This is a genomic window from Mycobacterium sp. NGS67, from assembly GCF_059812185.1.
The window spans coordinates 96,785-119,652 of the sequence record NZ_JCALCF010000020.1 but is presented as its reverse complement, the minus strand read 5'-3'; the positions used below and the strand labels follow the sequence as shown (position 1 = coordinate 119,652).

At 66.0% G+C, this 22,868-nt stretch carries 33 protein-coding genes; all 33 read left to right on the top strand.

The window, feature by feature from the left end; translation table 11 throughout:
* A partial coding sequence (locus tag AC5Y4D_RS19005) for a DUF6745 domain-containing protein (RefSeq protein WP_500037913.1) occupies window positions 1-724 on the top strand: 724 nt, incomplete at its 5' end.
* A 26-nt stretch (window positions 725-750) separates the two neighbouring features.
* Window positions 751-1,164 carry a DUF8820 family protein gene (locus AC5Y4D_RS19000; protein ID WP_500037912.1) on the top strand — a complete coding sequence of 138 codons (414 nt, stop codon included), beginning with the start codon at window positions 751-753 and terminating at the stop codon, window positions 1,162-1,164.
* 112 nt (window positions 1,165-1,276) lie between these two features.
* Window positions 1,277-1,543, top strand: a complete 267-nt coding sequence (locus AC5Y4D_RS18995) for a hypothetical protein (RefSeq protein ID WP_500037911.1) — start codon at window positions 1,277-1,279, stop codon at window positions 1,541-1,543.
* The gene (locus AC5Y4D_RS18990) at window positions 1,540-1,764 is read left to right on the top strand and encodes a hypothetical protein (protein ID WP_500037910.1); all 225 of its coding nucleotides are present in this window, start codon (window positions 1,540-1,542) and stop codon (window positions 1,762-1,764) included. The genes AC5Y4D_RS18995 and AC5Y4D_RS18990 overlap by 4 nt, the downstream gene beginning before the upstream one ends.
* Window positions 1,761-2,297, top strand: coding sequence for a hypothetical protein (locus AC5Y4D_RS18985; protein WP_500037909.1), 537 nt, complete (start codon window positions 1,761-1,763; stop codon window positions 2,295-2,297). Before AC5Y4D_RS18990 ends, AC5Y4D_RS18985 begins: the two co-directional genes overlap by 4 nt.
* Complete coding sequence (locus tag AC5Y4D_RS18980; RefSeq protein WP_500037908.1) at window positions 2,294-3,184, top strand: PD-(D/E)XK nuclease-like domain-containing protein; 891 nt, start codon at window positions 2,294-2,296, stop codon at window positions 3,182-3,184. The genes AC5Y4D_RS18985 and AC5Y4D_RS18980 overlap by 4 nt, the downstream gene beginning before the upstream one ends.
* The gene (locus AC5Y4D_RS18975) at window positions 3,181-4,638 is read left to right on the top strand and encodes a hypothetical protein (protein ID WP_500037907.1); all 1,458 of its coding nucleotides are present in this window, start codon (window positions 3,181-3,183) and stop codon (window positions 4,636-4,638) included. The genes AC5Y4D_RS18980 and AC5Y4D_RS18975 overlap by 4 nt, the downstream gene beginning before the upstream one ends.
* A complete protein-coding gene (locus AC5Y4D_RS18970; protein ID WP_500037906.1) occupies window positions 4,635-5,033 on the top strand; it encodes a hypothetical protein in 399 nt (132 codons plus the stop codon). The genes AC5Y4D_RS18975 and AC5Y4D_RS18970 overlap by 4 nt, the downstream gene beginning before the upstream one ends.
* A 638-nt stretch (window positions 5,034-5,671) precedes the next feature.
* On the top strand, window positions 5,672-5,926 hold the full coding sequence (locus tag AC5Y4D_RS18965; protein ID WP_500037905.1) for a hypothetical protein: 255 nt from the start codon (window positions 5,672-5,674) through the stop codon (window positions 5,924-5,926).
* Window positions 5,923-6,279 (top strand): hypothetical protein, encoded by a 357-nt coding sequence (locus AC5Y4D_RS18960; protein ID WP_500037904.1) that lies wholly within the window; start codon window positions 5,923-5,925, stop codon window positions 6,277-6,279. The genes AC5Y4D_RS18965 and AC5Y4D_RS18960 overlap by 4 nt, the downstream gene beginning before the upstream one ends.
* Window positions 6,276-6,692, top strand: a complete 417-nt coding sequence (locus AC5Y4D_RS18955; RefSeq protein WP_500037903.1) for a DUF7694 domain-containing protein — start codon at window positions 6,276-6,278, stop codon at window positions 6,690-6,692. The genes AC5Y4D_RS18960 and AC5Y4D_RS18955 overlap by 4 nt, the downstream gene beginning before the upstream one ends.
* Window positions 6,689-6,841: a hypothetical protein gene (locus tag AC5Y4D_RS18950; protein ID WP_500037902.1), complete on the top strand. Its 153-nt coding sequence runs from the start codon at window positions 6,689-6,691 to the stop codon at window positions 6,839-6,841. The genes AC5Y4D_RS18955 and AC5Y4D_RS18950 overlap by 4 nt, the downstream gene beginning before the upstream one ends.
* 29 nt (window positions 6,842-6,870) lie before the next feature.
* Window positions 6,871-7,281, top strand: a complete 411-nt coding sequence (locus AC5Y4D_RS18945) for a hypothetical protein (RefSeq protein ID WP_500037901.1) — start codon at window positions 6,871-6,873, stop codon at window positions 7,279-7,281.
* A complete protein-coding gene (locus AC5Y4D_RS18940; protein WP_500037900.1) occupies window positions 7,278-7,469 on the top strand; it encodes a plasmid mobilization protein in 192 nt (63 codons plus the stop codon). The genes AC5Y4D_RS18945 and AC5Y4D_RS18940 overlap by 4 nt, the downstream gene beginning before the upstream one ends.
* Before the next feature lie 29 nt (window positions 7,470-7,498).
* Entirely contained in the window at window positions 7,499-7,876 is a 378-nt protein-coding gene (locus tag AC5Y4D_RS18935) for a RusA family crossover junction endodeoxyribonuclease (protein WP_500037899.1), read from the top strand.
* Between the two features lie 171 nt (window positions 7,877-8,047).
* Window positions 8,048-9,706 (top strand): AAA family ATPase, encoded by a 1,659-nt coding sequence (locus AC5Y4D_RS18930; RefSeq protein WP_500037898.1) that lies wholly within the window; start codon window positions 8,048-8,050, stop codon window positions 9,704-9,706.
* Window positions 9,707-9,735: 29 nt separating this feature from the next.
* A complete protein-coding gene (locus AC5Y4D_RS18925; RefSeq protein WP_500037897.1) occupies window positions 9,736-10,614 on the top strand; it encodes a hypothetical protein in 879 nt (292 codons plus the stop codon).
* A gap of 3 nt (window positions 10,615-10,617) precedes the next feature.
* Window positions 10,618-11,040: a hypothetical protein gene (locus tag AC5Y4D_RS18920; protein WP_500037896.1), complete on the top strand. Its 423-nt coding sequence runs from the start codon at window positions 10,618-10,620 to the stop codon at window positions 11,038-11,040.
* A gap of 310 nt (window positions 11,041-11,350) precedes the next feature.
* Entirely contained in the window at window positions 11,351-12,196 is an 846-nt protein-coding gene (locus AC5Y4D_RS18915; protein ID WP_500037895.1) for a DUF1922 domain-containing protein, read from the top strand.
* Between the two features lie 207 nt (window positions 12,197-12,403).
* A complete protein-coding gene (locus tag AC5Y4D_RS18910; RefSeq protein ID WP_500037894.1) occupies window positions 12,404-12,622 on the top strand; it encodes an HNH endonuclease signature motif containing protein in 219 nt (72 codons plus the stop codon).
* A gap of 621 nt (window positions 12,623-13,243) precedes the next feature.
* A complete protein-coding gene (locus tag AC5Y4D_RS18905; RefSeq protein ID WP_500037893.1) occupies window positions 13,244-13,666 on the top strand; it encodes a phage terminase small subunit P27 family in 423 nt (140 codons plus the stop codon).
* Window positions 13,623-15,434, top strand: a complete 1,812-nt coding sequence (locus tag AC5Y4D_RS18900; protein WP_500037892.1) for a terminase large subunit — start codon at window positions 13,623-13,625, stop codon at window positions 15,432-15,434. Before AC5Y4D_RS18905 ends, AC5Y4D_RS18900 begins: the two co-directional genes overlap by 44 nt.
* Before the next feature lie 9 nt (window positions 15,435-15,443).
* On the top strand, window positions 15,444-16,829 hold the full coding sequence (locus AC5Y4D_RS18895; protein WP_500037891.1) for a phage portal protein: 1,386 nt from the start codon (window positions 15,444-15,446) through the stop codon (window positions 16,827-16,829).
* Window positions 16,826-18,094: an HK97 family phage prohead protease gene (locus AC5Y4D_RS18890; RefSeq protein ID WP_500037890.1), complete on the top strand. Its 1,269-nt coding sequence runs from the start codon at window positions 16,826-16,828 to the stop codon at window positions 18,092-18,094. The genes AC5Y4D_RS18895 and AC5Y4D_RS18890 overlap by 4 nt, the downstream gene beginning before the upstream one ends.
* Window positions 18,095-18,114: 20 nt before the next feature.
* Complete coding sequence (locus AC5Y4D_RS18885; RefSeq protein ID WP_500037889.1) at window positions 18,115-19,362, top strand: phage major capsid protein; 1,248 nt, start codon at window positions 18,115-18,117, stop codon at window positions 19,360-19,362.
* A gap of 12 nt (window positions 19,363-19,374) precedes the next feature.
* Window positions 19,375-19,545 carry a hypothetical protein gene (locus AC5Y4D_RS18880; protein ID WP_500037888.1) on the top strand — a complete coding sequence of 57 codons (171 nt, stop codon included), beginning with the start codon at window positions 19,375-19,377 and terminating at the stop codon, window positions 19,543-19,545.
* Complete coding sequence (locus tag AC5Y4D_RS18875; RefSeq protein ID WP_500037887.1) at window positions 19,538-20,083, top strand: hypothetical protein; 546 nt, start codon at window positions 19,538-19,540, stop codon at window positions 20,081-20,083. Before AC5Y4D_RS18880 ends, AC5Y4D_RS18875 begins: the two co-directional genes overlap by 8 nt.
* Complete coding sequence (locus tag AC5Y4D_RS18870) at window positions 20,080-20,394, top strand: head-tail adaptor protein (RefSeq protein ID WP_500037886.1); 315 nt, start codon at window positions 20,080-20,082, stop codon at window positions 20,392-20,394. Before AC5Y4D_RS18875 ends, AC5Y4D_RS18870 begins: the two co-directional genes overlap by 4 nt.
* Window positions 20,391-20,684 carry a hypothetical protein gene (locus AC5Y4D_RS18865; protein WP_500037885.1) on the top strand — a complete coding sequence of 98 codons (294 nt, stop codon included), beginning with the start codon at window positions 20,391-20,393 and terminating at the stop codon, window positions 20,682-20,684. Before AC5Y4D_RS18870 ends, AC5Y4D_RS18865 begins: the two co-directional genes overlap by 4 nt.
* Window positions 20,681-21,082, top strand: coding sequence for a hypothetical protein (locus tag AC5Y4D_RS18860; RefSeq protein WP_500037884.1), 402 nt, complete (start codon window positions 20,681-20,683; stop codon window positions 21,080-21,082). Before AC5Y4D_RS18865 ends, AC5Y4D_RS18860 begins: the two co-directional genes overlap by 4 nt.
* 106 nt (window positions 21,083-21,188) lie before the next feature.
* A complete protein-coding gene (locus AC5Y4D_RS18855; protein ID WP_500037883.1) occupies window positions 21,189-21,998 on the top strand; it encodes a hypothetical protein in 810 nt (269 codons plus the stop codon).
* 2 nt (window positions 21,999-22,000) lie between these two features.
* A complete protein-coding gene (locus AC5Y4D_RS18850) occupies window positions 22,001-22,315 on the top strand; it encodes an adenylosuccinate synthase (RefSeq protein ID WP_500037882.1) in 315 nt (104 codons plus the stop codon).
* Between the two features lie 164 nt (window positions 22,316-22,479).
* Window positions 22,480-22,707, top strand: a complete 228-nt coding sequence (locus AC5Y4D_RS18845) for a hypothetical protein (protein ID WP_500037881.1) — start codon at window positions 22,480-22,482, stop codon at window positions 22,705-22,707.
* Window positions 22,708-22,868 lie beyond the last annotated feature (161 nt).

Here is a 22,868-nt window from a genome sequence, read left to right as displayed (position 1 = left end):
GGCGGTGCGCTCGGCGGTGGACTCGGCGGTGGACTCGGCGGCCATTAAACCGTTTTGGCACAGTCTGTTCGGAGGCCGCCAGTGGTGCTGGTGGCCTGCGTTCATTGCCTACTTCCGCGACGTCGTCGAACTCCAACTCGACGGCGACACGTGGGACCGGTCGCAGGCGTACCAAGATGCGGAATCCGCCGGTTACTGGTGGCCTAACCGCGACTTCGTCATGGTGTGCGACACCCCCGCCGTGCTGCACGTCGAAGCCGCAGCTGGTGCGCACCGATTGCATTGCGAGAACGGGCCCGCGGTCGCGTGGGCTGACGGTTGGGGTTTGCACTACTGGCACGGCACGAAAGTCCCCCCCGATCTGATCGAAAAAGGTTGGGACGTCGAGCGGATCATGGCCGAACGCAACACCGAGATTCGGCGGTGCGCGATCGAGAAGATGGGCTGGGACCGCTACGTCCAGGCGGCCGGCCTGAAGCTGGCCGACGAGGCCGCGGACCCCGGTAATCCCGGCCAGCTGCTGCGCCTCTACGACGTTCCCCTCAGCGTCCTGGACTTGCCGGTGCGGGTATTGGTGGCGCACAACGCCACCCAGGAGCGCGACGGCAGCCGGCATACGTTCGGGCTGACCGTGCCGACTGACTGCCGCACGGCGGTGTCGGCGGCGGCGTGGACATTCGACCTCACCGAACGTGAGTACGCGGGACTGTCTCGCGCTACCTAGTTCACCCCAGTGAAAGGAATGAGGAAATGGCAACAACCACTCAGATGATCGAGGCGACCGGGGTCGCTGTGGTCACCGCAACCGATATCGCTGACGTCGACATCCCCGTGCTCGGCGGTGTCCAGCGTCAGGGCGACGTGATCGTGCTACCCCGTGTTGGCATCCTCGCCGCCACCCGGGTCTCGGACGCAGGAACTCCGGTGGTGCGCGGTGAATCGGGCGGCAACACCCACGCCATCTACGCCGCCGACGGCCCCGTGTTCTGCGACGTGACCGCCGGATCCGCGCGCGACTTGAAGGTCGCACTCCTGTCGGTTCCCGAGGGCTCCACGGCCTATCTCGGCCACCCGGAGCACGGCTACATGGGCATCGCGCCCGGCAACTACGAGATCCGCCGACAGCGGGAGATGGCCGAAGAAATGCGGATGGTCGCCGACTAGCAGCTGACCCAGGTGGGAGCGCGCACACCTGCGAAATCACGCGCACCACAACCAATTTAGACAAACCGCTGAAGTTCCGTTGTCCTCAAACGCCCAAATGAGAGTCACTTTAATGAAGCGCAACCGTCAACCCGGGCTGCTCCGCAAGATTTGGGGGCCGGAGGATTACGCCGAGTTTGAGCGGCACACCGCCGAGGCCATGGCGCTGACCAGAGCCGTCAACGACGCGAAGGCCATGCACCCGGCCACCCTGGCGAAACAGCTGGGCCACGACCGGCACGTCAACATTCCCGTGTCCCATCTGGATCACTCCGGCCGCGCACCGACCACCAAACCCTGTGAGGTTATTGACCTTTTCACGCGGAGCCCCGTGCGATGAACGCCGGCCACGGCAACGCGCACCGTCAACGCGCGATCGCTTCCCTGCTGACCCGCCACGCCCGCGTCAACGCCCCCGACGGCACCTGCGTCGGATGCCTGTGCGGTGCGCCGATGACCCGCTTCGATCACACCAAACACCTAGCCAAGCTGGTCGACGCGCTGGTGGAAGCCGCGCTGGACGTGGCGTTCGCCAACCACGCCAAAGGCCGCAGCGCATGACCGCTCCGGAAGTCTTGTGGGTCCAATCAGACGTCGCGCCGGACGGAACCTACGTGGTGGGTTTCCATCACGGCGACGACCGGGCCTGGATTCTGACCCGAGACCAGGCCATACAGCATGCAGTGGCCGTCTACGCCGAGGCTGAGCGCGCCGAACACGACGCCGCCACCGTGGAGCTGCTGCACACCACGCTGGGGATGCCGCTCGAAACTGCGGTCGCGTTCCTGGTCCAGGACATTCGCCCCGACCTCCCACCCGTCGACCAACCCGGCCCGTTCACGGTGGGCGCCGGCGTGTCCCGCAGCGGTGGTCTGCACGGCTTCCTGCGGCTGTTGCTCGACGGTGAAGCGTTCGGCCAGTGGACCATTGACGACGCACACCGCCATGCGGGAGGCGTGCTGCAAACGGTGGCCGCTGTCGATAACGATGCGACTCTCTACCGAACGCTGATCGGTGTCATCGGTCTCGACGAGGACCGCGCCCGCGCTGTCGTTGGCGACATCCGCAATCACCGCAGGCAGGCCGAAGTATGACGGTCCTTGAAATCCCCACCGCCGACGGCATTTACAGCGGCATCGACGACATCTCGTACCACGCCGATCCCGACAGCCTGTCGTCATCCGGCGCCCGGGCGCTCCTGCCGCCGTCGGCGCCGGCGATATTCCGCTACGAGCAGCAGAATCCCCCAATACCGAAACGGCAGTACGACTTCGGGCATCTGGCACACAGGCTGGTACTCGGCGAAGGCTCTCAAATAGCTGTTCTGGACCCAGCTGAACACGGGCGGAAGAAAGACGGCAACATCGCCGATAATCCGCGCGCCACCGCGACATGGAAGCAAGCCGAAGCTGAAGCGCGCGAGCGCGACCAGGTGCCGGTGCACATCGACGAGTTCCGCGCCGCCACCGCGATGGCCGATCAGGTCATGGCCCACCCCGCAGCCCGTGCCCTGTTCGAAGCTCCCGGTGCAGCCGAGCTGTCCGGTTACTGGCATGACCCCGAAACTGATGTCCGGCTGCGGTTCCGGCCCGACCGGCTGTGCGAACCCGGCGGTCGCATCATCGGCGTCGACTACAAGACGGCGGTCAGCGCCGACCCCGCGCACTTCGCCCGGGCCTGCGGCGAATACGGCTACCACCAGCAAGACGCCTGGTACCGCGCGGGACTGGTCGCCACCGAGGTCAGCGAAGACCCCGACTTCCTGTTTGTCGTCCAATCGAAGACAGCGCCATATCTGGTTTCGGTCAACAGGATTCGATCCCATCACGTCGTCCTCGGGGCGCGCCGGAACCGGGCCGCGATCGACCTCTACGCCAAATGCGTCGCCACGGACAACTGGCCAGGCTACGGCGACCACATCCACTCCATCGAACTCCCGTCTTACGCCGCCTACCGACAAGAAGAGGAACTCAACCGATGACTGCCGCAGTCCAGCGATACCAGCCCGCAGCACAGGCAAACCGCGCTCCTGTGAGTCAGGCGACGACAATCGAACAGTCCCGCGCGATCGCCGACGTACAGGCCGCCGTCACCGTCGCCCAGAACTGTCCGCGCGACATGGTCGAAGCCGAACGTGAGATGGAATACGTGTGCGGTCGGCTCAGCGTCGCCGAGCAAGCGTTCTACCGCGTCCAGAATCGCGGCACCGGCCCGTCAGTGCACCTGATGCGCGAGCTTGCCCGGATCTGGGGAAACATCGACTACGGCGTCAAAGAGCTGTCGCGCGACGACAACAAAGGCGAGTCCGAGGTGCTCGCGACGTGCTGGGACATGCAGAAGAACACCCGCTCGTCGCGAACGTTCATCGTGCCGCACGCCCGCATGGCCCAAGGCTCCCGACGACAGCTCGAAGACCTGCAAGACATCTACCTGAACAACCAAAACATCGGTGCCCGCGCCGTCCGCGAATGCATCGAAACCGTTCTCCCGAAATGGTTTACCGAACGCGCTCAGGAAGTGTGCAGAGCCACGCTGGCCAACGGCGAGGGTGAACCGCTCACCGAGCGAATCCAGAAGATGGTCGATTGGTTCCGCGATCGGCTCGGGGTGAGTCAGCAGCAGCTGGAGGTGAACGTCGGCCGCAAGCGGGGACAGTGGACCGCCGACGACGTCGCACAGCTGAAAATCACGAGCAAGTCGATCGTCGCAGGGGAGATCGGCCGCGACGAAGTGTTCCCGCCGATCGCCGCCGAGACCGTCGACAGCCTCGCCTGCAACGAAGACGCTGACGCGCCGCCCGCAGCGAGCAAGCTCAAGGGCAAGATCAAGAGCGCTGGCGGCCAGCCGTCGAAGGATGCCCCGGCCGCGAAGTCGCCGGATGACGGTAAACCCAAGGGCTACACCAGCCGCGTCGAGGCGGCGTTGGCGAAGGCTCAGGCCGCCGCTGCCGCCGGCGGGGAGTCCCAGCAGGACGAGAACACCACGCCGCCTGCTGCTCCCGAGCCCCCTGCCGCGCCTGAGCCGGAACCCGAGCCGGTCTCGGACGACGACAAGCCGCCCCTTGGTGACCGCTTCTACCGGGAACCAGAACCGGAGCCGAGCGAGGACCCCAGCGAGCCGGAACCCACGGGCGACGACCAGCCACCGCCGCCGCTGGACATGGGCGACGACCCGAGTGCGGCCTCACCGCCGAAGCCGGACCCGGTAAGCGACGACCGACCGGCCACCAAAGAGCAGCTGCAAGACCTCACGCAGTTGATCGCTGCGGCCGGATTCCAGCCCACCGACGAAGGCCGAACCCAGTGGTTCGCGTTCGTGTCGCAGACAGTGGGCCGCGACGTGACTGCCAACAACCAACTGACCCGCGACGAAATCGGCCTCGTCAGCAAGGAACTCGTGATGCCGGCGCCGTCCGCGCGCGACAGCCAACCATGACCACCACCGATCCGCAGGGATTCGACTACGACACGGGGCTTTTCGACGTGCCGGACAGCGCCCGCACCGTTCCGGAACCCAAAGAGAAGCTGTCACGCACAGCCCAGCAGCACCGCAAGGTGGCGCGCCGTATCGGTTCCGGGGTCCACCCGCTGGGCCACCCCATTTACCTGCATCCGGACGCACCGCGCGATCTGGACTACCAGGAAGCGAAGCGCTCCAAGTCGGACGGGCCGCGCTGCGGCAGCTGCCGATTCCGGGAGATCCATGGATGGCCAAAATGCATGCTCCCCACCGTCATAGGGGGCCGCACCGTCTTTCCCCGCAACACCGGCAGTGAAACCAGCGACGTGGCCGCCTGGTGGCCCGCGTGCACCGATTGGCAGGCGGGCTGATGGGAAAGGATGAGCGCCTGTACGGGAAGTTCACGCTGGATTTTCCGGAACACGAGAAGATCGCACCGCTGTCCGACGCGGCGTTCCGGTGCTTGGTGGAGGCCACATTGTGGTCCCGGAAAATGCAGACTGACGGGTTGCTAGGTCGTCGCTTAGCACTTGCTAAGTGGTCGCCAGAAGTATTGGGCGAATTGTGCACCAACGACGCCGAGAAACCGTCCTTGATTGAGTCCGAATCGGGTTGGGTTATACGCGATTTCGCGGAGCATCAAGACACAAAGGCGGAGATTGAGGCGCGCCGTGAGCGGGCTAAAGCCGCAGGTCAACTGGGTGGTTTAGCGAAAGCTAAGCGACCCGCTAAGCGACCCGCTAAGCGAATGGCTAGCGGGTCGCTTAGCAAATCTCTAGCAGAGACAGAGACAGAGACAGAGACACATAGTTCTTTGGTTACTTCTGGTGGGGGGGTTACGTCCCGTAACGCGCACGCGCGCAACGGCGCTGACGCGCCGCCCCCCCAAGAAATGAAAATCTCACCGACAACCGGGGATTCACCGAAAACCGCAAACGATCCGCCTGCTGCATGTCGCAAACACCCTGGCGGGTGGAACCACGACGAAAACTGCGTAGCCTGTGGGCGCTTGCGAAAGCACGCCGAGGAGCAAGGGGCCGCCGAGGCCGAGATGGAGCGGCAGCGGCCGCGGCAGCGCGACGAATGGGAGCGCGGCATCCACCGCTGCCCCATCCCCTGCCCGGACAGCGGCATGATCTTCCGCCCCGGACCCGACCCCGACGACCCCAGGCGCGACTCGCTGTACGTCCGCTGCCCCCACGACAGACGCGCACTGGACTTGTTGCTGCACGAACACCAGCTGACGGTGGGAGGTGGCCAGTGACCGACGAGCCCGACTTTCCCGCCGGCGAAATCATCGCGGGACCAGACATCGCCCCGTATCCGCGGGAGTGGACCGCCGAGCAGCGGGTGAGCGCCTACTGGTGGGCGCTGGCCAACCGCTGGACCGTGGAAGCCAACCCCCGCGCCGACGACGAGGGCGCATCGGGCTGGTACCGGGTCGCTGCGGCCATGAACCGCGATCAGCGCCGGCTACGCCCACCGGAACTGGGCGGCGCCCCAGCGTCCCGGCCCGACGACGAGCAGCCGCCCGACCCCAGCGAGCCCCGCTACCCCAACCCCGCGGAATACCAGGACACCGACCTGGTTGCCGCCAACCCGATGGAGACCTGGTGATCACGAGCAACGAACCCGACATGCGTGAGATGACGCCCGGGCAGTGCCTACAGCTGGTCGACGCTCTCAGCATCCGCAGACGACTGGGCCGCAAATTGTGGCTCCCACCAACCCAATGCGGGGAATGCTGGGTGCTGGACAGCAAGGATGGCCGTCGAATCATGGTCGGCTACTGGCCTTTTGAGGACCAGCCGTGGATTCACGCCAGCATCTCCCGTTACGACCCCAACGACCTACCGTCCTATGACGACCTGAAGGAAATGCACGCAGCCGTGTTCCAGGACGGCCACGCCTACCAGTGCTTTGTCCCGCCGTCGCAACACATCAGCATCCGAAACAACGTCCTGCACCTGTGGGGGCGCGCTGACGGACAACCTCACCTGCCGAGCTTCGGAAGGTTCGGGACCATATGAGCGACGACGCTATCCGGGCCGCGCATGAACGCGAGCTGGACGAACTGGACGACGCCCTGGTGGCCGACGACCACTGGGGGCGCAACGGCATCGGCGAAGTCCTGTGGATCACCGAACGAAACCGAGTGCTGCACACACGATTCGAGTAACAGCCGCCCCAGAACAGGAAGGATCAATCATGCGAGGAACCACGCTGAACGTCGGTGTCCAGTTGGTCACCGAGGAATGCTGCTCCTGCGGCGTCCTATTCGCGTTTCCGGTAACACTCCGGCAGAAACTGCTGGATAACCACGATCGAAAGTTCTACTGCCCCAACGGACACGAGCAGTGGTACATCGGCAAGACGGACGCCGAGAAACAGCGCGAGCGCGCCGAGCGCCTACAACGGCAGCTGGCTAACCGCGACGAGGACCTGCGGAGTGCGTACGCGTCGAACCGGGCCATGCGCGGCCAGGTCACCAAGCTGAAAAAGCGGGTGGCCAACGGGGTTTGCCCGTGCTGCAACCGCAGCTTCGTCAACCTTCAGCGACACATGGCTGGTCAGCACCCGGAATTCGACCCCGCCAAGTCCACCCAGGAAACGCGGTGACCTCGGTGGCGGCGGAGAAACGCAATCGGCACGGGTCGGAGATCCGGCAGCGGACTGTCATGCAGGCAGTACGGCTGCTGCCGGAGGAAAAGCGGGCGCTGGATATCGCCGCCAAGTCCGCCGGTGTCAGCCCCTGTCAATTCATGCGAGACGCCGCGCTGAACAAAGCCTGGGAGAGCGGCAAATGACTGGCCTGGCAGAGTTTTTCGTGCCAGGCGTGCCCAGGCCCCAAGGCTCGAAAGACCATGTGGGCGGCGGCCGGCTGGTCGAAAGCTCGAAGGGGCTGCGCGAGTGGCGCTGGCGGGTCGGGCTGGCCGCGAATCAGGCCCGCCACGGTGCGGCGCTGCACGCCGGCGCTGTCCGCGCCACGCTGGTGTTCGTCATGCCACGCCCGAAAGGCCTGCGCTCCGACACACCGACACCGCCCATGGTCCAGCCGCCGGACGTCGACAAACTTGCCCGCGGCGTCCTCGACGCGCTGACCGGGACCCTGATCGTGGACGACGCGCTGGTCACCAGCCTGGGCGACACCCACAAGCGTTACGCCGAGCCGACCGAGCCACCCGGCGTGCACATCACCGTGGAGGCGCTGTGATCGTTGCTGCGCTCGCCGTCACTGGGGCCAGCGCTACTCAGAGAGGGCGACGACCGTGACTGACGACATGCACGGGCCGTCCCCGTGGGGGCCGCTGCTGGCGTGGATGACCCTGACAGCCGTGATGGTCGGCGCGCTCGGCGTGGCCTGGTGGCTGCTGTGGGGCCGGGCATGAGCGCCCCACCGACCAAAGTCCAGGCGTTCGAAACCGACGTCGCCGCCCTGCTGCGCGCCCGCAACCCGCTGCTGCTGGTGGTGACCGCCGAGGAATCCCGCGCCGAACAGAACCTGTTCAACGCGATCGGCCGCGCCGGATACGTCGCCCACACCTGGGACATGGCCGCCGGCGTCCAGGCGATGGACGGCACCCCCGAACCCGACATCGCCGGCCCCGGCGATCCGGACGCGATCCTGGACGCGATCCGTGATCGCGCCGGCAGCCGCGACGTGTGGATTCTGCGGGACTACCCCGAGTGGTACACGGGCGGCGGCGCCGGCGCGATCACGCTGCGACGCCTGCGTAACCTGGCCCGCCCCGACGCGCTGCCCGCGAAGAACCGCGACGACGCCCAGGCGATCATCGTGCTGACGCCCACGGTGGCCGTGCCGCCTCAGCTGACTAACCACACCACCGTGCTCGAGTTCCCCCTGCCGGAGCGCGCCGAGATCGCCGAGCTGCTCGACGCCGCGGTGGAGTCGGCTGTCCAGGGGATGCTGGCCAATTCGAAGAACACGCTGAACTATCAGCAGCTGGTGGACCGTATCCGCGACAGCTCCCGCGAAGCCGCGATCGACGCCGCCGTCGGCCTGTCGGGTGAGGAAGCTCAAGCGACGTTCGCGAAATCGCTGGTGCAGCACCGCAAACTGCACCCGCCGACGATCGCGGCGGAAAAGAAACGCATCATCGCCCGCGACGGCCTGCTGGAGTGGATCGACCCGCCCGCCGGCGGCCTGGCCAACGTCGGCGGCCTCGACGAATTCAAAGCCCACGTGATGGCCTCAGCCATGGCCTACTCCCCTGAGGCCCGCGCCTACGGCCTGCCCACACCGAAAGGTGTGTTCCTGATGGGCATTTCGGGGTGCGGCAAATCGGAGCTGGCCAAAGCCATCCCGGGCGAGCTGGGTATGCCGCTGATCCGCATGGATCTGGGCGCGCTGAAGTCGAAGTTCGTCGGGGACAGCGAAGGAAACCTGCGCAAAGCGCTGGCCACCATCGACGCGATCGGCCGCTGCGAAGTGTGGCTCGACGAGGTCGAGAAAGCGATGCAGGGCGCCACATCCGGCTCCGCAGACGGCGGAGTCAGCGCCGACGCTTTGGGCGCGATCCTGACGTGGATGCAGGAACGCTCCGGGGAGGCCTACGTGGTGGCCACCGCCAACGACGTGACCGCGCTGCCGCCGGAGCTGATGCGCAAGGGCCGTTTCGACGAGACGTTCTGGGTGGACCTGCCGACCGCTCCGGAACGCGCCGCGATCGTCGCCGCGACCCTGCCGAAATACCCGCGCGCCGACGGGACGCCTCGCACGGCCGAAAGCCTGGGGATCGACCTGGACACGGTAGCGGAAGCCACCGACACCTTCACCGGCGCCGAGGTCGCCAGCCTGATCCCCGACGCGCTGAAAGCCGCGTTCGCCGACGGGCAACGCGAACCCACCACCGAGGACCTGGTGCTGGCCGCGAAACGGATCGTGCCGATGGCCACCACCCAGGAACGCAAGATCACCGCCCTGCGCTCCGAGTGGGCGTCGCGCACCCGGCCAGCCAGCAGCGCAGCACCAGCCAAACGCGCCGCCACCAAGGCACGCCGCCAAATCGACATCGACAACTGAATAACGCAGCAACGCAGGGAGATACGCCCATGACAACGACCACCGAACCCATCGAAGCCCGCACGCTGCGGCCCGGCCTGCTGGTCAGCCTGCGCACCAACATCGCCGGCGGCGTCAAATATCACCGGGTCGACCTGGAAACCGAGCAGCTCGACGACGAGGGGCAAGCGCGGTCCCGCTGGGAAACGACCCGGGTGGTCATCGACCCCGACGAGCACGCCGCCGCCGTCAAGGTCCGCGGCAAAGTCCGCGCGCTCGTGACCGGGGTGTGCGCCCAATCGGACTTCGGGCTGCTGTGCCCCAACAGCCGCCAGGGCGACCTGCGGGCGCGTATCCAGGAGGCTCGCGCGCTGGCCACCCAGTTCAACAATGGCGCCGCCACCACCCGGATCAACGTGCGCGTCGTGGCCGGCACGATCGCCCAGGACGATGTGGAAGCTGTGCGCGCCATCTCCGGGGAGCTGCGCGACCTGATGGCCACCATGGAAACCGGGCTGGCCAACATGGACGTAAAAGCGGTCCGTGAGGCCGCGAAGAAAGCCAAGTCCGTGGGCCAGATGTTAAGCGCGGACGCGAAACTGCGCCTCGACGAGGCGATCAGCGCGGCCCGGGCCGCGGCAACCAAGGTCGTCAAGGCCGGTGAGCAGGCCGCCGTGGAAATCGACCAGGACACCCTGGCCGCCCTCAAAGCAGCCCGCACCAGCTTCCTGGACCTCGACCTGGACGACACCAGCGACGCCGACGATGCGCCCGCACAGCCCAGCGCCACCCCAGCCCGCGCCGTGGACTTCGACATGTGGAACGACGAACTGGACCAGGCCGATCCGCCGGCCGCGGCACCGGCTCAGGCAGCACCGGCCCCTCTCGACATGGAGCTGGACACCAACGACACCGCCGCTGGGGAGTGACTCGTGGTCGACGACATCATCCGCCGCCAGCGAGTCGCGGCGTTGACGGGCAAACCGCTCAACAACTACCCCTGCCCGAAGGGATGCTACTTCTGCCAAACGCCTGCCGCCCACAAACTGCCGTGCTGCCACGGGGGCTTATGTAAAGGGCAGGGAGACACACCAGAAGCCCGCGCCGCCAAGGCCTTAGCCGAGGCCGTGGAGAAGCGGATCGCCGAACGCGCAGTGCGGGTCGGCATGGACCGCACCGGCAAGGTGACGCTGGACGGGCTGACAGCCGAAGAGCTGCGCTACGGCCAGGAAAACCTGGTGGTGTACCTGGCCGAGTACGGCACCGCCGCCACCAAAGCCGAAATCGCCCGCGTCCAACAACTGGCCAGCCGCGCAACCACCACCAGCCGGACAACTCGAGTAATTGGACGCTGAAATGCCCGCCATGGTCTGCAAGAACTGCGGTGAGTCAATCACCCTCGTGAACTACGCACTCGGACCGCAGTGGATGCACAACCCACCCGGCTACACCAGCATGAAAACAGCTGGCAGCGCGTACAACGTGTTCCGATACTGCCGGAAGTCGGCGGGAGAAGGTCAACGCCGAGGAACGTGCGCAACTGAACGCCGATCTGGCCGACCTGGCGCGCAAACGTAGGAGTGCATCGCGGTGACTGATTGCCAAAGCTGCACGCGCCCAACAGATCTGTTCCTCTGCCGAGAATGCACTGAACAACTCACCAACATGCTCGACCAACTACCCTGGCTCCTCGACGAACTCGACGCCCGAATCCAACGCCTCGACCGCACCAGCACCGGCACCATCGGCCGCCAACGCCGACCCGACGAACTCAACGTCATGGACTTCGACGCCGCCGAAACCGCCCGAACAGTCGATAAAGCACTGCGAGAACTCGCCGCAACCATCAACGGCCCCGGCCCAATCCGCCTACAGTGCACCGTCACCCACGACTTCATCGGCCCACTCCGACCCGCCTGGCGCCGACTCCCACACGGCTACAAACCAACCATCATCGAACTCATCGACTGGCTCACCCGCCGCCTCAACATGATCGCCCGACACCCCAAAGCCGGCCACGTCTACCGCGAACTGAAACGCCTCGTCGGCCCCGGCCAACAAGGCGGACAACTCGTCCGCGCCATCAACCCCACCGAACACCACCTCGTCGGCCCCTGCCCCACCATCACCGGCCGCGACCACCAAGGCCACCCCCGCCAATGCGGACACATCCTCTTCGCCGACACCTACGACCGCACCGTCACCTGCCCCACATGCCAACAAGACATCGACGTCGAAACCACACGCCGCCAAGCCGCAGCAGACCGAGACCTCCACACCCGACAATCCCTCATCGACGTCCTCACCAACATCGACGAGCCCACCACCGACGGCCAACTCACCCGCTGGATCACAGCCCGCCGACTCCGACCCGCCGGCTGGATCCACGACGGAACCATCACCGAATACCGCATCCACCCCACAGCCGAACCCGTCTACAGCCTCGACCGAGCACGGCGGCTACGACGACGAGACCACGATCTGTTAGCACGCGGGAGGGCACGCGCATAACACCGAATCCGGTTTCTGACGCGCTGACCTGCTATCCTTCGGTTTCAGGTGGGGAGAAGTGCGCCCACGACCTGGAATCCTCCCGTGCCTAGCGCCCCGCCCCGGGCCTGCACCCGCTGCCACCAACCCGTCCCACGCGGCCACCGCTGCCCCTGCCGGCCAGCCTGGGAAGGCAGCACCCACATCGGCGGCAAGACCGACAGGCGAATGCGCCGCAGCATGGACGCCTACCGCGCCACCCACCCCTACTGCGAGCACCCCGAATGTCGGGTCCTGATGCGTCTGATGCACCAGGTCGACCACATCGTCCCCCTCGCCGAAGGCGGCGACCGATATGACTGGGCCAACTACCAGTCCCTGTGCAAGACACACCACGACCAGAAGACCACCGCCGACGCATTGCGTGGCAAGACGAGAGCGAGGTGACCGCGATGACCAACCCCGCCGCCGCCCCTGTCTCCCGCCGCCCCTGTCCAGGCGCGTGCTCGGTGGGCTCGGGCGGTCCTGGGGTCGGTGTCAGCGTCTGTCCGGGGTCGGGTTCAGGGTCGGGTTCGGCGGGTCGGGGTCGCGTCGCCAGCAAACCCAGCAAACTTCGGTGCCCCACGGCCCGGGCTGCAGCAAACTTCCGGCCCCGTCCAGCAAACTCCGCGGGCGGGCCAGCAAAGTGTGAGCCTCCTCACCTGCGCGGACGCGGTCCTGACCAGCACAAACGCCACCCCGCTCCTGCAAACCCGAATCGGGGCCTGACCAGGGGGGATGCAATCGCAGCAAACTTCCAGCCTGGCCCGCGCCCCGGTGCTGCGGCTGATTTTTGCACAAAAACGCTGGTAGGGGGGGCATTTTGCCTGATGGGTGGCCTCCTGCAGCAAACTTCGCCCCCGCTGCAGTTAATTCGGGCACCCCGCCAGCAAACATGCCCCCATCGCCAGCAAACATGCCCCCATCGCCAGCAAACATCGGCGGCGAACGGTGGGTAGACCACCGCAGCCAGCAAACTTGCTGCTGCTGAACGGGAGAAGTCAGGGGAAAGACTCGGCCGGTCGTCCAGTGGCTCCGCCGCCGGCGTTCAAGCGGTTGGCGCCGAACCCGCCGAGCTGGTTGTCGCGTGAGGCGAAGGCCGAGTGGAAGCGCATCGTGCCTGGTCTGACGCGTTTGGACCTGATCAAGCCGGAGGATCGGGCCACGCTGACGGCGTACTGCGAGGTGTGGTCGCGGTGGGTGGAGGCGACGCGCGACATCGCGGCGAACGGCCTGGTGGTGCGGAACACGTCGGTGAAGAAGGACGGCACCGAGTCGGTCTGGTTCACGAAGAACCCGGCGGTGGCGGTGGCGGAGCAGGCGGAGACCCGGCTGCGCCAGTATGCGAATGACTTCGGGTTGTCGCCGGCCGGTGAGCGGCACATCTCGAAGCAGCAGGACGGCGATCGTGACGACGAGGCGAACCCGTTCGCGGGTGCTGTCGGCGACTGAGTTCGACGAAGCCTGGGCTGCCGCTGATCTCGATGAGCTGAAGCTCAGCCAGGAGGTGGCCTGGTATTTGCGGGATCGCGGGTATCGGCCGCCCGACTGTCCGCCGCTGATCAAGACACCTGAACCAAGAGGGGTTCCGGGTGCTCGGTTCGATCCGGTGCGGGTCGACAAGGTGATCGCGGCGTTCCGGCAGCTACGGCACACAAAGGGCCGGTTCGCCGGCCAGCGGTTCGATCCGGATGTGTGGCAGATCGCGTATGTGATCGGCCCGATCTTCGGGTGGGTGCACCGGTCGGTTGACTCGGGCAACTGGGTGCGGATCATTACCAACGCCTACGTCGACATACCGAGGAAGAACGGGAAAACTTCGCTAGCTGCGGGGATCGGCATCTATTTGACGGCGGCCGATGGCGAGCAGGGCGCGCAGGTGGTCGCGGCGGCCACGACGAAAGAGCAGGCCGGGTTCGTGTTCGAGCCAATCCGGCAGATCGTGAACAAGTCGCCGGGCCTCAAGCGGCACCTACGCCCTCTGAAGCACCGCATCACTCACGCGGCCAGCGGGAGTTACTTCCAGCCGATCGCCAACGCGGGCGATGCACAGCACGGCGCGGACCTTCACGGCGCGATCATCGACGAGCTGCACCTGCACAAGACGATGGACCTGATCGAGGCGCTGGAGACCGGCACCGGTTCCCGCGAGCAGCCACTGATCGCGGCCATCACGACCGCGGACGCCGGCCGCCGGCACACGCCGTATGACGAGAAGCGGTCGTTGATTGAGAAGCTCGCCAGGGGTGTGCTGAAGCGGCCGACAACGTACGGCGTGGTGTTCGCGGCGGTGAAACCTGAGTACCACGACGGGAAACTCGTGAAAGGCGATGACCCGTTCGCGGAATCCACGTGGAAGAAGGCGAGTCCCGGGTACGGGATCTCGCCGACGAAGCGGTACATGGTTGAGGCCGCGGAGAAGGCGAAGGACTCTCCGTCCGAGCTGGCGCGGTTCCTGCGGCTGCACTTGGGGATCCGCACGAAGCAGGAGACCCGCTATCTCGACGTCGACCAGTGGGACATGAACGCCTCGATGGTCGATCGGTCGCGGTTGAAGGGCCGCGAATGCTGGGGCGGCCTGGACCTGGGGTCGACGTCGGACCTGTGCGCGTTGGCGTGGGTGTTCCCGGCTGATGACGGCGCGTTCGATGTGCTGTTGCGGTGCTGGGCGCCGGAGGACTCTATCGAGAATCTGGATGCGCGGACGGCGGATGCGGCGTCGGTGTGGGTGCGGCAGGGCTGGTTGACGACGACACCGGGGGATGTCACCGATTATGACTTCATCAAGGCGCAGATCGGGCGGGACCGCGACGAGTTCCTGGTGCAGGAGATCGCCTACGACCGGTGGAACGCGACCCAGATCGTCAACGACCTGACGACCGACGGTGCGCCGATGCTCACGTTCGGCCAGGGGTTCGCGTCGATGTCGGCGCCGACGAAGGATCTGCAGCGGTTGATCAAGGTGGGTGCGCGCGCCGACGAGCGCGGGGCGCCGGTGAAACCGATGATCCGGCATGGCGGCAATCCGCTGTTGCGGTGGATGGTGGACAACTTCGCGGTGGCGATGGACCCGGCGGGAAATGTGAAGCCGGACAAGAAGAACGCCGGCGACAAGATCGATGGTGTGGTGGCGCTGATCATGGCGCTGGCGCGGGTGACGGCGGCGAAGGAGACGGAGACGCACAGTGCATACGAGAACAGCGATTTCATCGCGTTGTGAGGTTGGCTGGTGGGCTTAGCCTCCTGGCTGGGCTTCAGCCCAAGCTCTCCGGCACCGGTTGCCAGTGTGCCGGTCCGCCCGGTGTACGAGCTGATCCCGGAAGGCATGTCGCTCGACGAGTACCTCAAGAGCGTGCTGCGCCAACCGGTGGAGAAGCTGTGGCGCGAGCAGCCGCACCTGCGGACGGTGGTCGGGTTCGTCTCCCGCAACATCGCGCACCTCGGTCTGCACGCGTTCGAACGTGACGAGCAGGACGGCCGTAACCGGATCCGCTCCGGGCCGCTGTTCGACCTGTTGGATGAACCCAACGGCGACATGACGCAGTTCGACTTGATCGAGGCCACCGTCGCGTCGCGCATGCTGTACGACGAAACCTACTGGTACGTGGGCCGGGATTTGGCGGCGCCTTCCGGATGGGTGATTCGGCATATCCCGACGTCGTGGGTGATCGGCGTGGTTGGTGCTGCGGCGTTCGGTGTGGCGGGATACAAGGTGGCGATACCGGGGGCGGGCGGTCGATGGGTCGAGATCCCCGCCGACGACATGATCGTGTTCCGCGGGTGGAATCCCGTCAACCCGATATCCGGTGTTTCCCCGGTGCACGCGCTGAAAGCCATTCTTGCTGAGCAGGTACACGCCCAGGTGTTCCGCGATCAGATGTGGAAGCGCGGCGGCCGCGTCGGGAATTACCTGACCCGCCCCGTCGGAGCGCCCGACTGGGGCAAGACCTCCGCGCCGGACCAGCCAAGCGCGCGTAGCAGATTCGTCGAACAGTGGCAGGAGAAGTTCTCCGGCGACACCGGCTCCAACGCCGGCGGCACCCCGCTACTCGAGGACGGCATGGAACTCAAGACGACGCGGTTCTCGGCGAAGGACGAACAGTTCATCGAGGCATCGAAGTTGTCGTTGGAGACGTGCGCGCAGGTGTACTTCATCAACCCGACAATGGTCGGGATCCTCGACAACGCGAATTACTCCAACGTCCGCGAATTCCGCAAGGCGTTGTACGGGGACAACCTTGGCCCCGAGATCGAGCGCGTGACTCAGCGGATCAACAAGAAACTGGTCCCGAAGCTGGCCGACCGCAGCCGCGTGTACGTCGAGTTCAACCTGCAGACGAAGCTCGCCGGCTCGTTCGAAGAGCAGGGCGCGTTGCTGCAGACCGCGATCGGCGGCCCGTACATGACCCGCAATGAGGGCCGATCGCGGCTGAACATGCCGCGCATCGACGGCGGCGACGAGTTGATCGTCCCGCTGAACGTGACGGCTAACGGCGACCACGATCCGATTCCGGCCGCGGCGCCCGACGACCAGACAGCGGACAGCGCGGCCGGTGACGCGGCGCAGCAGGCCGGTAAAACTGCTCTGCTCAACGGGTTTCAGGTGTACGTGTGACCATCACGGTCGTTGTCGGGCCGCCTTGCGCGGGGAAGTCGACGTTCGTCACAGAGAACGCCGAGTCCGGCGATGTCATCGTCGACTTCGACAAGATCGCGGCCGCGCTGGGCTCCGGTGACCCCCACGAAGCACCGGCGGACATCAAACGTGTCGCGATGGCAGCGCGATCCGAAGCGATCCGGGAAGTGCTCGACAGCGATCTGGCTGTCGATGCATGGCTGATCCACACCCAGCCGAAGTCGCAGTGGATGGACCTGTACCTCGGCGCCGGCGCGGTTATTCACCTCGTCGACCCAGGCAAAGAGGTGTGCTTGGAGCGCGCCAAGAGCGACGAGCGGCCGGAGTGGACGGCCGCGGCTATTGAGGACTGGTACGCCAACGCGTCAACCGATGAAGAAAAGGCGCACGGCCGATCGAGGAGAAAATCAATGTCTGCTGCAACGGCTACCTTCGCAGCGCGGAAAGATCGAGCTGACCGCGACCATGCGGGCGCCGCCGTCAAGTCGGTCACGGTGAAATTCAAGACGACTGGCCTCGCCGAAGGCGAGTTCGTCGGCTACGCATCGGTATTCGGCAACAAAGATTCGTACGGCGACGTCGTGCTCAAGGGCGCGTTCGCGAACACGCTGGCCGAATGGGAGCGCAAAGGTGTGCCGATTCCGCTGCTCTGGGGCCACAACACCGCCGACCCCGACTTCAACCTCGGGGAGATCGTCACCGCCGAGGAGGACGATCACGGCCTGAAGGTGCACGGCCGCCTGGACATGGAGTCGCCGAAGGCGTCGCAAACCTACCGCCTGCTGAAATCCGGTCGCGTCAACCAGATGTCGTTCGCCTACTCGATCGTTGACGGCGCGTACGTCGAGCCGATCGGTGACGACGGGGCGACTTCGTGGCGCGACGCCTACTACGAGCTACGCGAACTCGACCTGTTCGAGGTGTCCATTGTGCCGATCGGCGCCAACCAGGAGACCGAGATCCTCGCGGTCAAATCCGTGGTCGGGTCGCTGGCCGCGAAGGCCGGCAAGACACTGTCGGCGAAGAACGAGGACGGGATACGCGGCGCGCTGGCGCAAGCCGAGGAGATCGTTTCCTCACTGAAAAGTGTGCTGCCGGATGACAGTTCGGCAGACGAAGAAGACCAGGACAAGACCAGCGGTAAGGAACCGCCGCCCGGGGTGACCGAGACCAAGTCTCCGTCGCCGTCGGTCACGGCCACGCCAAGCCCGTCCGTCTACCAGGCACTCATTCATTCCATCTAGAGGGAAAACGGAGATATCACATGAATCCCAAGGAAGAACTCGAGTCGCTGAGGAAGGCGACTCTCGAAATCGCGACGAAGGCCAAGTCCGAGAACCGCGATTTCACTGCGGAGGAGCAGACCGACATCGACGCCAAGTTGGCGCGGATGGAGGAACTCAAGGGCATCATCGCGGCCAGCGTGAAATCCGCAGCTACTTTCGCTGCGCTCGATGCGATGGCGTCCGAGGCCGACCACAACGGCCAACGCGGTGGCGACAGTGAACAGCGGGCGAAGTCGCTCGGTGAGCACTTCATCAAGCACGCGCACGGCCGGATGCTGGACGTCAAAGGCCAGTCCGGTGTGACGATCGCCGCGCCCGAATTCGCCGTGAAGGCCAACTCCGACAGCCACGTCGTCGGCGGTTGGACCGAAGGCGTGCCGTTCCTGACCGACTTCGACCGGACCATCGTCCAGTCGTTGCGGATCCGGCTCACCGTCGCTGACCTGCTCGGTCAGGGCACCGTCTCGGGCAACGCCATCTCGTACCTCGTCGAGGGCGCGATGGAAGGCAACTTCACGACCGTCGCCGAAGGTGGCGCCAAGCCGCAGATCCACTTCGTCAACCCGACGCAGGTGACCGACGCTCTGAAGAAGATCGCCGGATTCATCAAGCTGACCGACGAGTTCCTCGAGGACGCCGAGTTCCTCAAGTCGGAGATCGACAACCGGCTGATCTATCAGCTCGGTTACTTCGAGGAGCAGCAGCTGCTGAACGGCAACGGCACCGGGCAGAACGTCCTGGGCCTGCTCAACCGTTCCGGCATCCAGACCGAGACGTCGGCGTCCTTCGCGACCACGCCCGCCGACTGGGAGAAGGCGATCTTCCGCGCCTCGACCAAAGTCGAGGTCAACTCGGGATTCCCGGCGGACGGGGTGATCATCCACCCGACCGACTACCAGACGTTCCGGCTGCGCACCGACGCCAACAACCAGTACTACGGCGGCGGGTTCTTCACGGGGCCCTACGGCGTCGGCGGCGTCATCGACAAGCCGCCGCTGTGGGGTCTGCGTACCGTCGTCACCCCGGCGATCGCGCAGGGCACGGTCGCGGTCGGCGCGTTCAAGTCCGTCGCGACGGTGTACCGCAAGGGCGGTGTCCGCGTCGAGTCGGCCACGCAGCACGCCTCGGACTTCACCAGCAACCTGGTGACTATCCGGGCCGAGGAGCGCGTCGCGCTCGCACTCCGCGTGCCGCTCGGCGTCTGCAAAGTCACCCTCACCGCGTAAGGAGCGTTGACCATGAAGGAATACACCATCACCCCGCCGGACGGCATGGAGACCACCGTTCTCCTGTCCGATGAGGACGCCAAGGCCCGCGGCCTGACCGGCGGCAAGGCGGCCAAGCCGGCGGACAAGCAGGCCGCGCCTGCGAACAAGTCGGCTTCGGCGCCTCAGAAGGCCGATGGCTGAACCGACGCCGGAAGACGTCGCGCGGTACACCTCGGGCCGGCTGGCGGCAGACAACGCGGAGACGCAGCGTCTGTTGGCGGCCGGCCTGGGGGCCGCGCGGCGTTTCTGCGGCTGGCACGTCACCGGTGTCCGCGAGGGCGACGAGGTGAAGCTCGACGGTCCCGGCTCGGTGCTGCTGGTGTTGCCGACGCTGCGGCTGGTCAAATTGACCGCGGTGGCCGAGAACGGCGTCACGCTCGACGTGGCCACCGATGTGCATGTGTCGGCGCGCGGCCTGGTGCGCAAGCGGTCCGGCGCCCGCTGGTCACACCTGTACGGATCGATCACGGTGACGATGAATCACGGGTTCGACCAGGCGGATGACTTCAACGCCGCGGTGCTGTCCTTCGTGGATCGGTCATCACTGGCGGCCACCGGTGGCCAGCTCAAGGCGGTCGGGCCGATCCAGTACAACGCCGAAGCGATGGCGGCAGCGTCGGCGTTCAGCGTCGTGGAGCGGTCGCTGCTCGAGCAGTACCGGCTCGAATCCGCGCCATGAGCGAGCAGGTGATCCGGCACCGCGGCGGCGGCCGCGACGAGAACGGCCAGATCGTCCCAGCGTCTTCGTCGCCGCTGACGGCGATCGCAGTGGCACCAAGCATCTACCCAGGTCCCAACTCGCGGGAGAGGATCAGCCTCGGCCGCGACGGCGAGGACATCGGCGCCGTCGTCTACCTCCCTCCCGGAACGGATTTGGTCAACAGCGACGAACTCACGGTGCGCGGCGAGCGGTACCGGATCGTCGTCAACGACTGGCAGGTGCAGGGCCGCGGCGGCCTCGAAGTGGTATGCATGCGGGGGCAAGGATGACCGAGAGTGAGATTGGTTTCCACCTCGACCTGGCCGGCGGCGCCGTCGTGCTCAAGGAGATGGCTGCTGAGGCCATCGGCGGGATAGCCGAGACGGTCGCAGCGCAAGCCGGCGCGGACGCCGAGGTCACGCAGACCGTCACAGACCGTGCCCGCGCGACCGTGCGGGTCCCCGCTGAGCAGCAAGCCAAGGACGGTGTGCTCAGCCGTGCAGCCGCCGCGGCGGGGCTGGAAGTGGTGCAGCGTAAGCGGCGGCCGCGAAAACCCCGCCGCAAGAAGGCCGAGAAGTGACCTTTGAACCAGCCGACATGGCCAGGCTCATCAAAGACTGGCTGAAAACCGAAATGGCAGAACCATTTCCGGAGTTATCGGCGCGTCTGGAGTTGCCGGGAGATTGGAAACTCGGATCAAATCCGGTGCTGATCATCGCTGACGACGGCGGACCGATGGACGACTGGCCGGTGGCCACAGCCACGGCGATACGCCTGACGTCGTGGACGTCAGGCAGGAACCCCACCTACGTGACCGCCGCGGCGGCGCGCTTGTTGGGCACCAGGTTGCCCGGCGGCGCCCGGATCCCCGGTATCGCGGCGATTCGGCCGGTTTCCGGAATCTTGGAAGCCCGCGATAAATCGACCGGCGGCGACCTCGCCTCGGTCATTGTGCAGGCCCGCGCCCGCACCCAATAGGCGCGCACCACCCGGGTGCGGCACCCTGTTCGACCCCGGCCCAATTCCGGGCCGGGGGTTTTGAGCCCGCAAGGGCAGATATACGCCCTTGAAGGAGGGAAAACGCATGGCGCAGAACATCAATCCCGAGGCCACCATCATTCCGGACCAGGCCGAAGTGTGGTTCGTCCTCAAGTCCGACGTGGACGACATCGAGACGATGTACCCCAGCAGCCCCGACGAGGACCTCGAAGTGCTCGGCTGGGAAGAAGTCGGCCTGATCGACGATAAGAAAGGCATCCCGGTCACTCCGAGCGGCGACGTCAAGCAGTACGACGGCTTCGGGCATGTGGCGTTCCGCATGAAGTTCCTCAGAGGACTGCTCAAGACCGGATTCACTGCGCTGGAGTGGAACTCGGTGACCCGTAAGTTCGTGTTGTCGGGGTCAGCGGAAGACCGGGTCGGCGCCCCGAAGGATCTGCAGGGCTACCTGCTGTACCGCTACATCGACGAGGATCGGGCTGTCGTGTGGGTGCAGTTGCGGCCGGCGCTGATCGAGCTGAAGTCGCACGGCGGCATCGTCTACGGCGAGCTGTCGTGGGCGGAGCTGGTGGTGCATCACACCAACGCCGCCAACGGCGACGTGTTCCAGGTCATCGACGCCAGTTTCGATGACGTCGTGAAGACATTCACCATCGCCGGCGGTGTCACCGCGTACACGGTGAGCGCTGGTGGGTCAGGGCCGTCGTCGTCGATCGTGCCGAAGACCGCCGCCGCGTTGCAGACGGCGCTACGGACACTGGCCAGCGTGCAGGCGCTGCCCGCACCCGGCGCGACGGTGACCGGCCCGGACGGAGGCCCGCTCGTCGCGGTCTTCACCGGCCCGATCACCCCCGTGTCGGCGTCCGGTACCGGCGGCACCGTCACCGTCGCGTAGTCATGGCACCCGAACCTCAAACCGCGCCGCAGGACCACAAGCCCAAGAAGCCCAGGAAGTCGGCGGCGGCCAAAGCCCGCGAAGCCGAAGCCGCGAACGACTGCGTGGTCATTGAGCAATGCGGCGTGAAGCTGCGAATCCCGATCGGCAACGTCCCTCTCAGCGCGATGGACGCTGCCCGCGCGGGCGACGAATACGGCGCCACCAAGGCGCTGCTCGGCGAAAAGCAGTGGAAGGCGCTCAATGACGCCGGCGCCGGGTCACGCGACCTGCGCGAACTGGGCGAGAAGATCAGGGGCGCCACGGGGGGAAACTAGTCGGCCTCTGCGGGCAGCTCGACGAGCACGGCACCGCGATAGAGGCAGACCTGCTCCGGTACTACGGCGTCGACCTCCTCGATTTCCACCGCGGCCGGCTGTCGCCGCGGCGGCTATCCGTCCTGATCGAGGGGCTTCCCGCCGACTCGGCGACCGCCCGGTCCATGAATGACGGCCGGCCGGTATGGACGCTCACCGATGAATTGCTTGCTGATCTGTGGGTGGCGACGGTCTTGGTGAACTCCGAGAAGGACGCCCTGCCGAAGGGGTTTGACCACCCGCTGCGCGCCGCGGCCACAACGAAGGCCAAGGCCGCCTCAATGGCGGCGCTGAAAGCCAAATATCAGCAACGCAAACGCGATCGAGCGCAACGACAGAAAGGAAGTGGATGACGGCCTGCAATGTCCCGTTGTGCGACAACCCAATGGCGAAGTCCGATCGGGTGGCCTGAGTGATCGTACGAAACAAGAGTGCCCGCTGGGCATCTCGTGAACCCAGCGCGCTGAGCGCGCCGCGGAGAAAGGGGGTGGTGGCGGATGGCGGATGAAACATC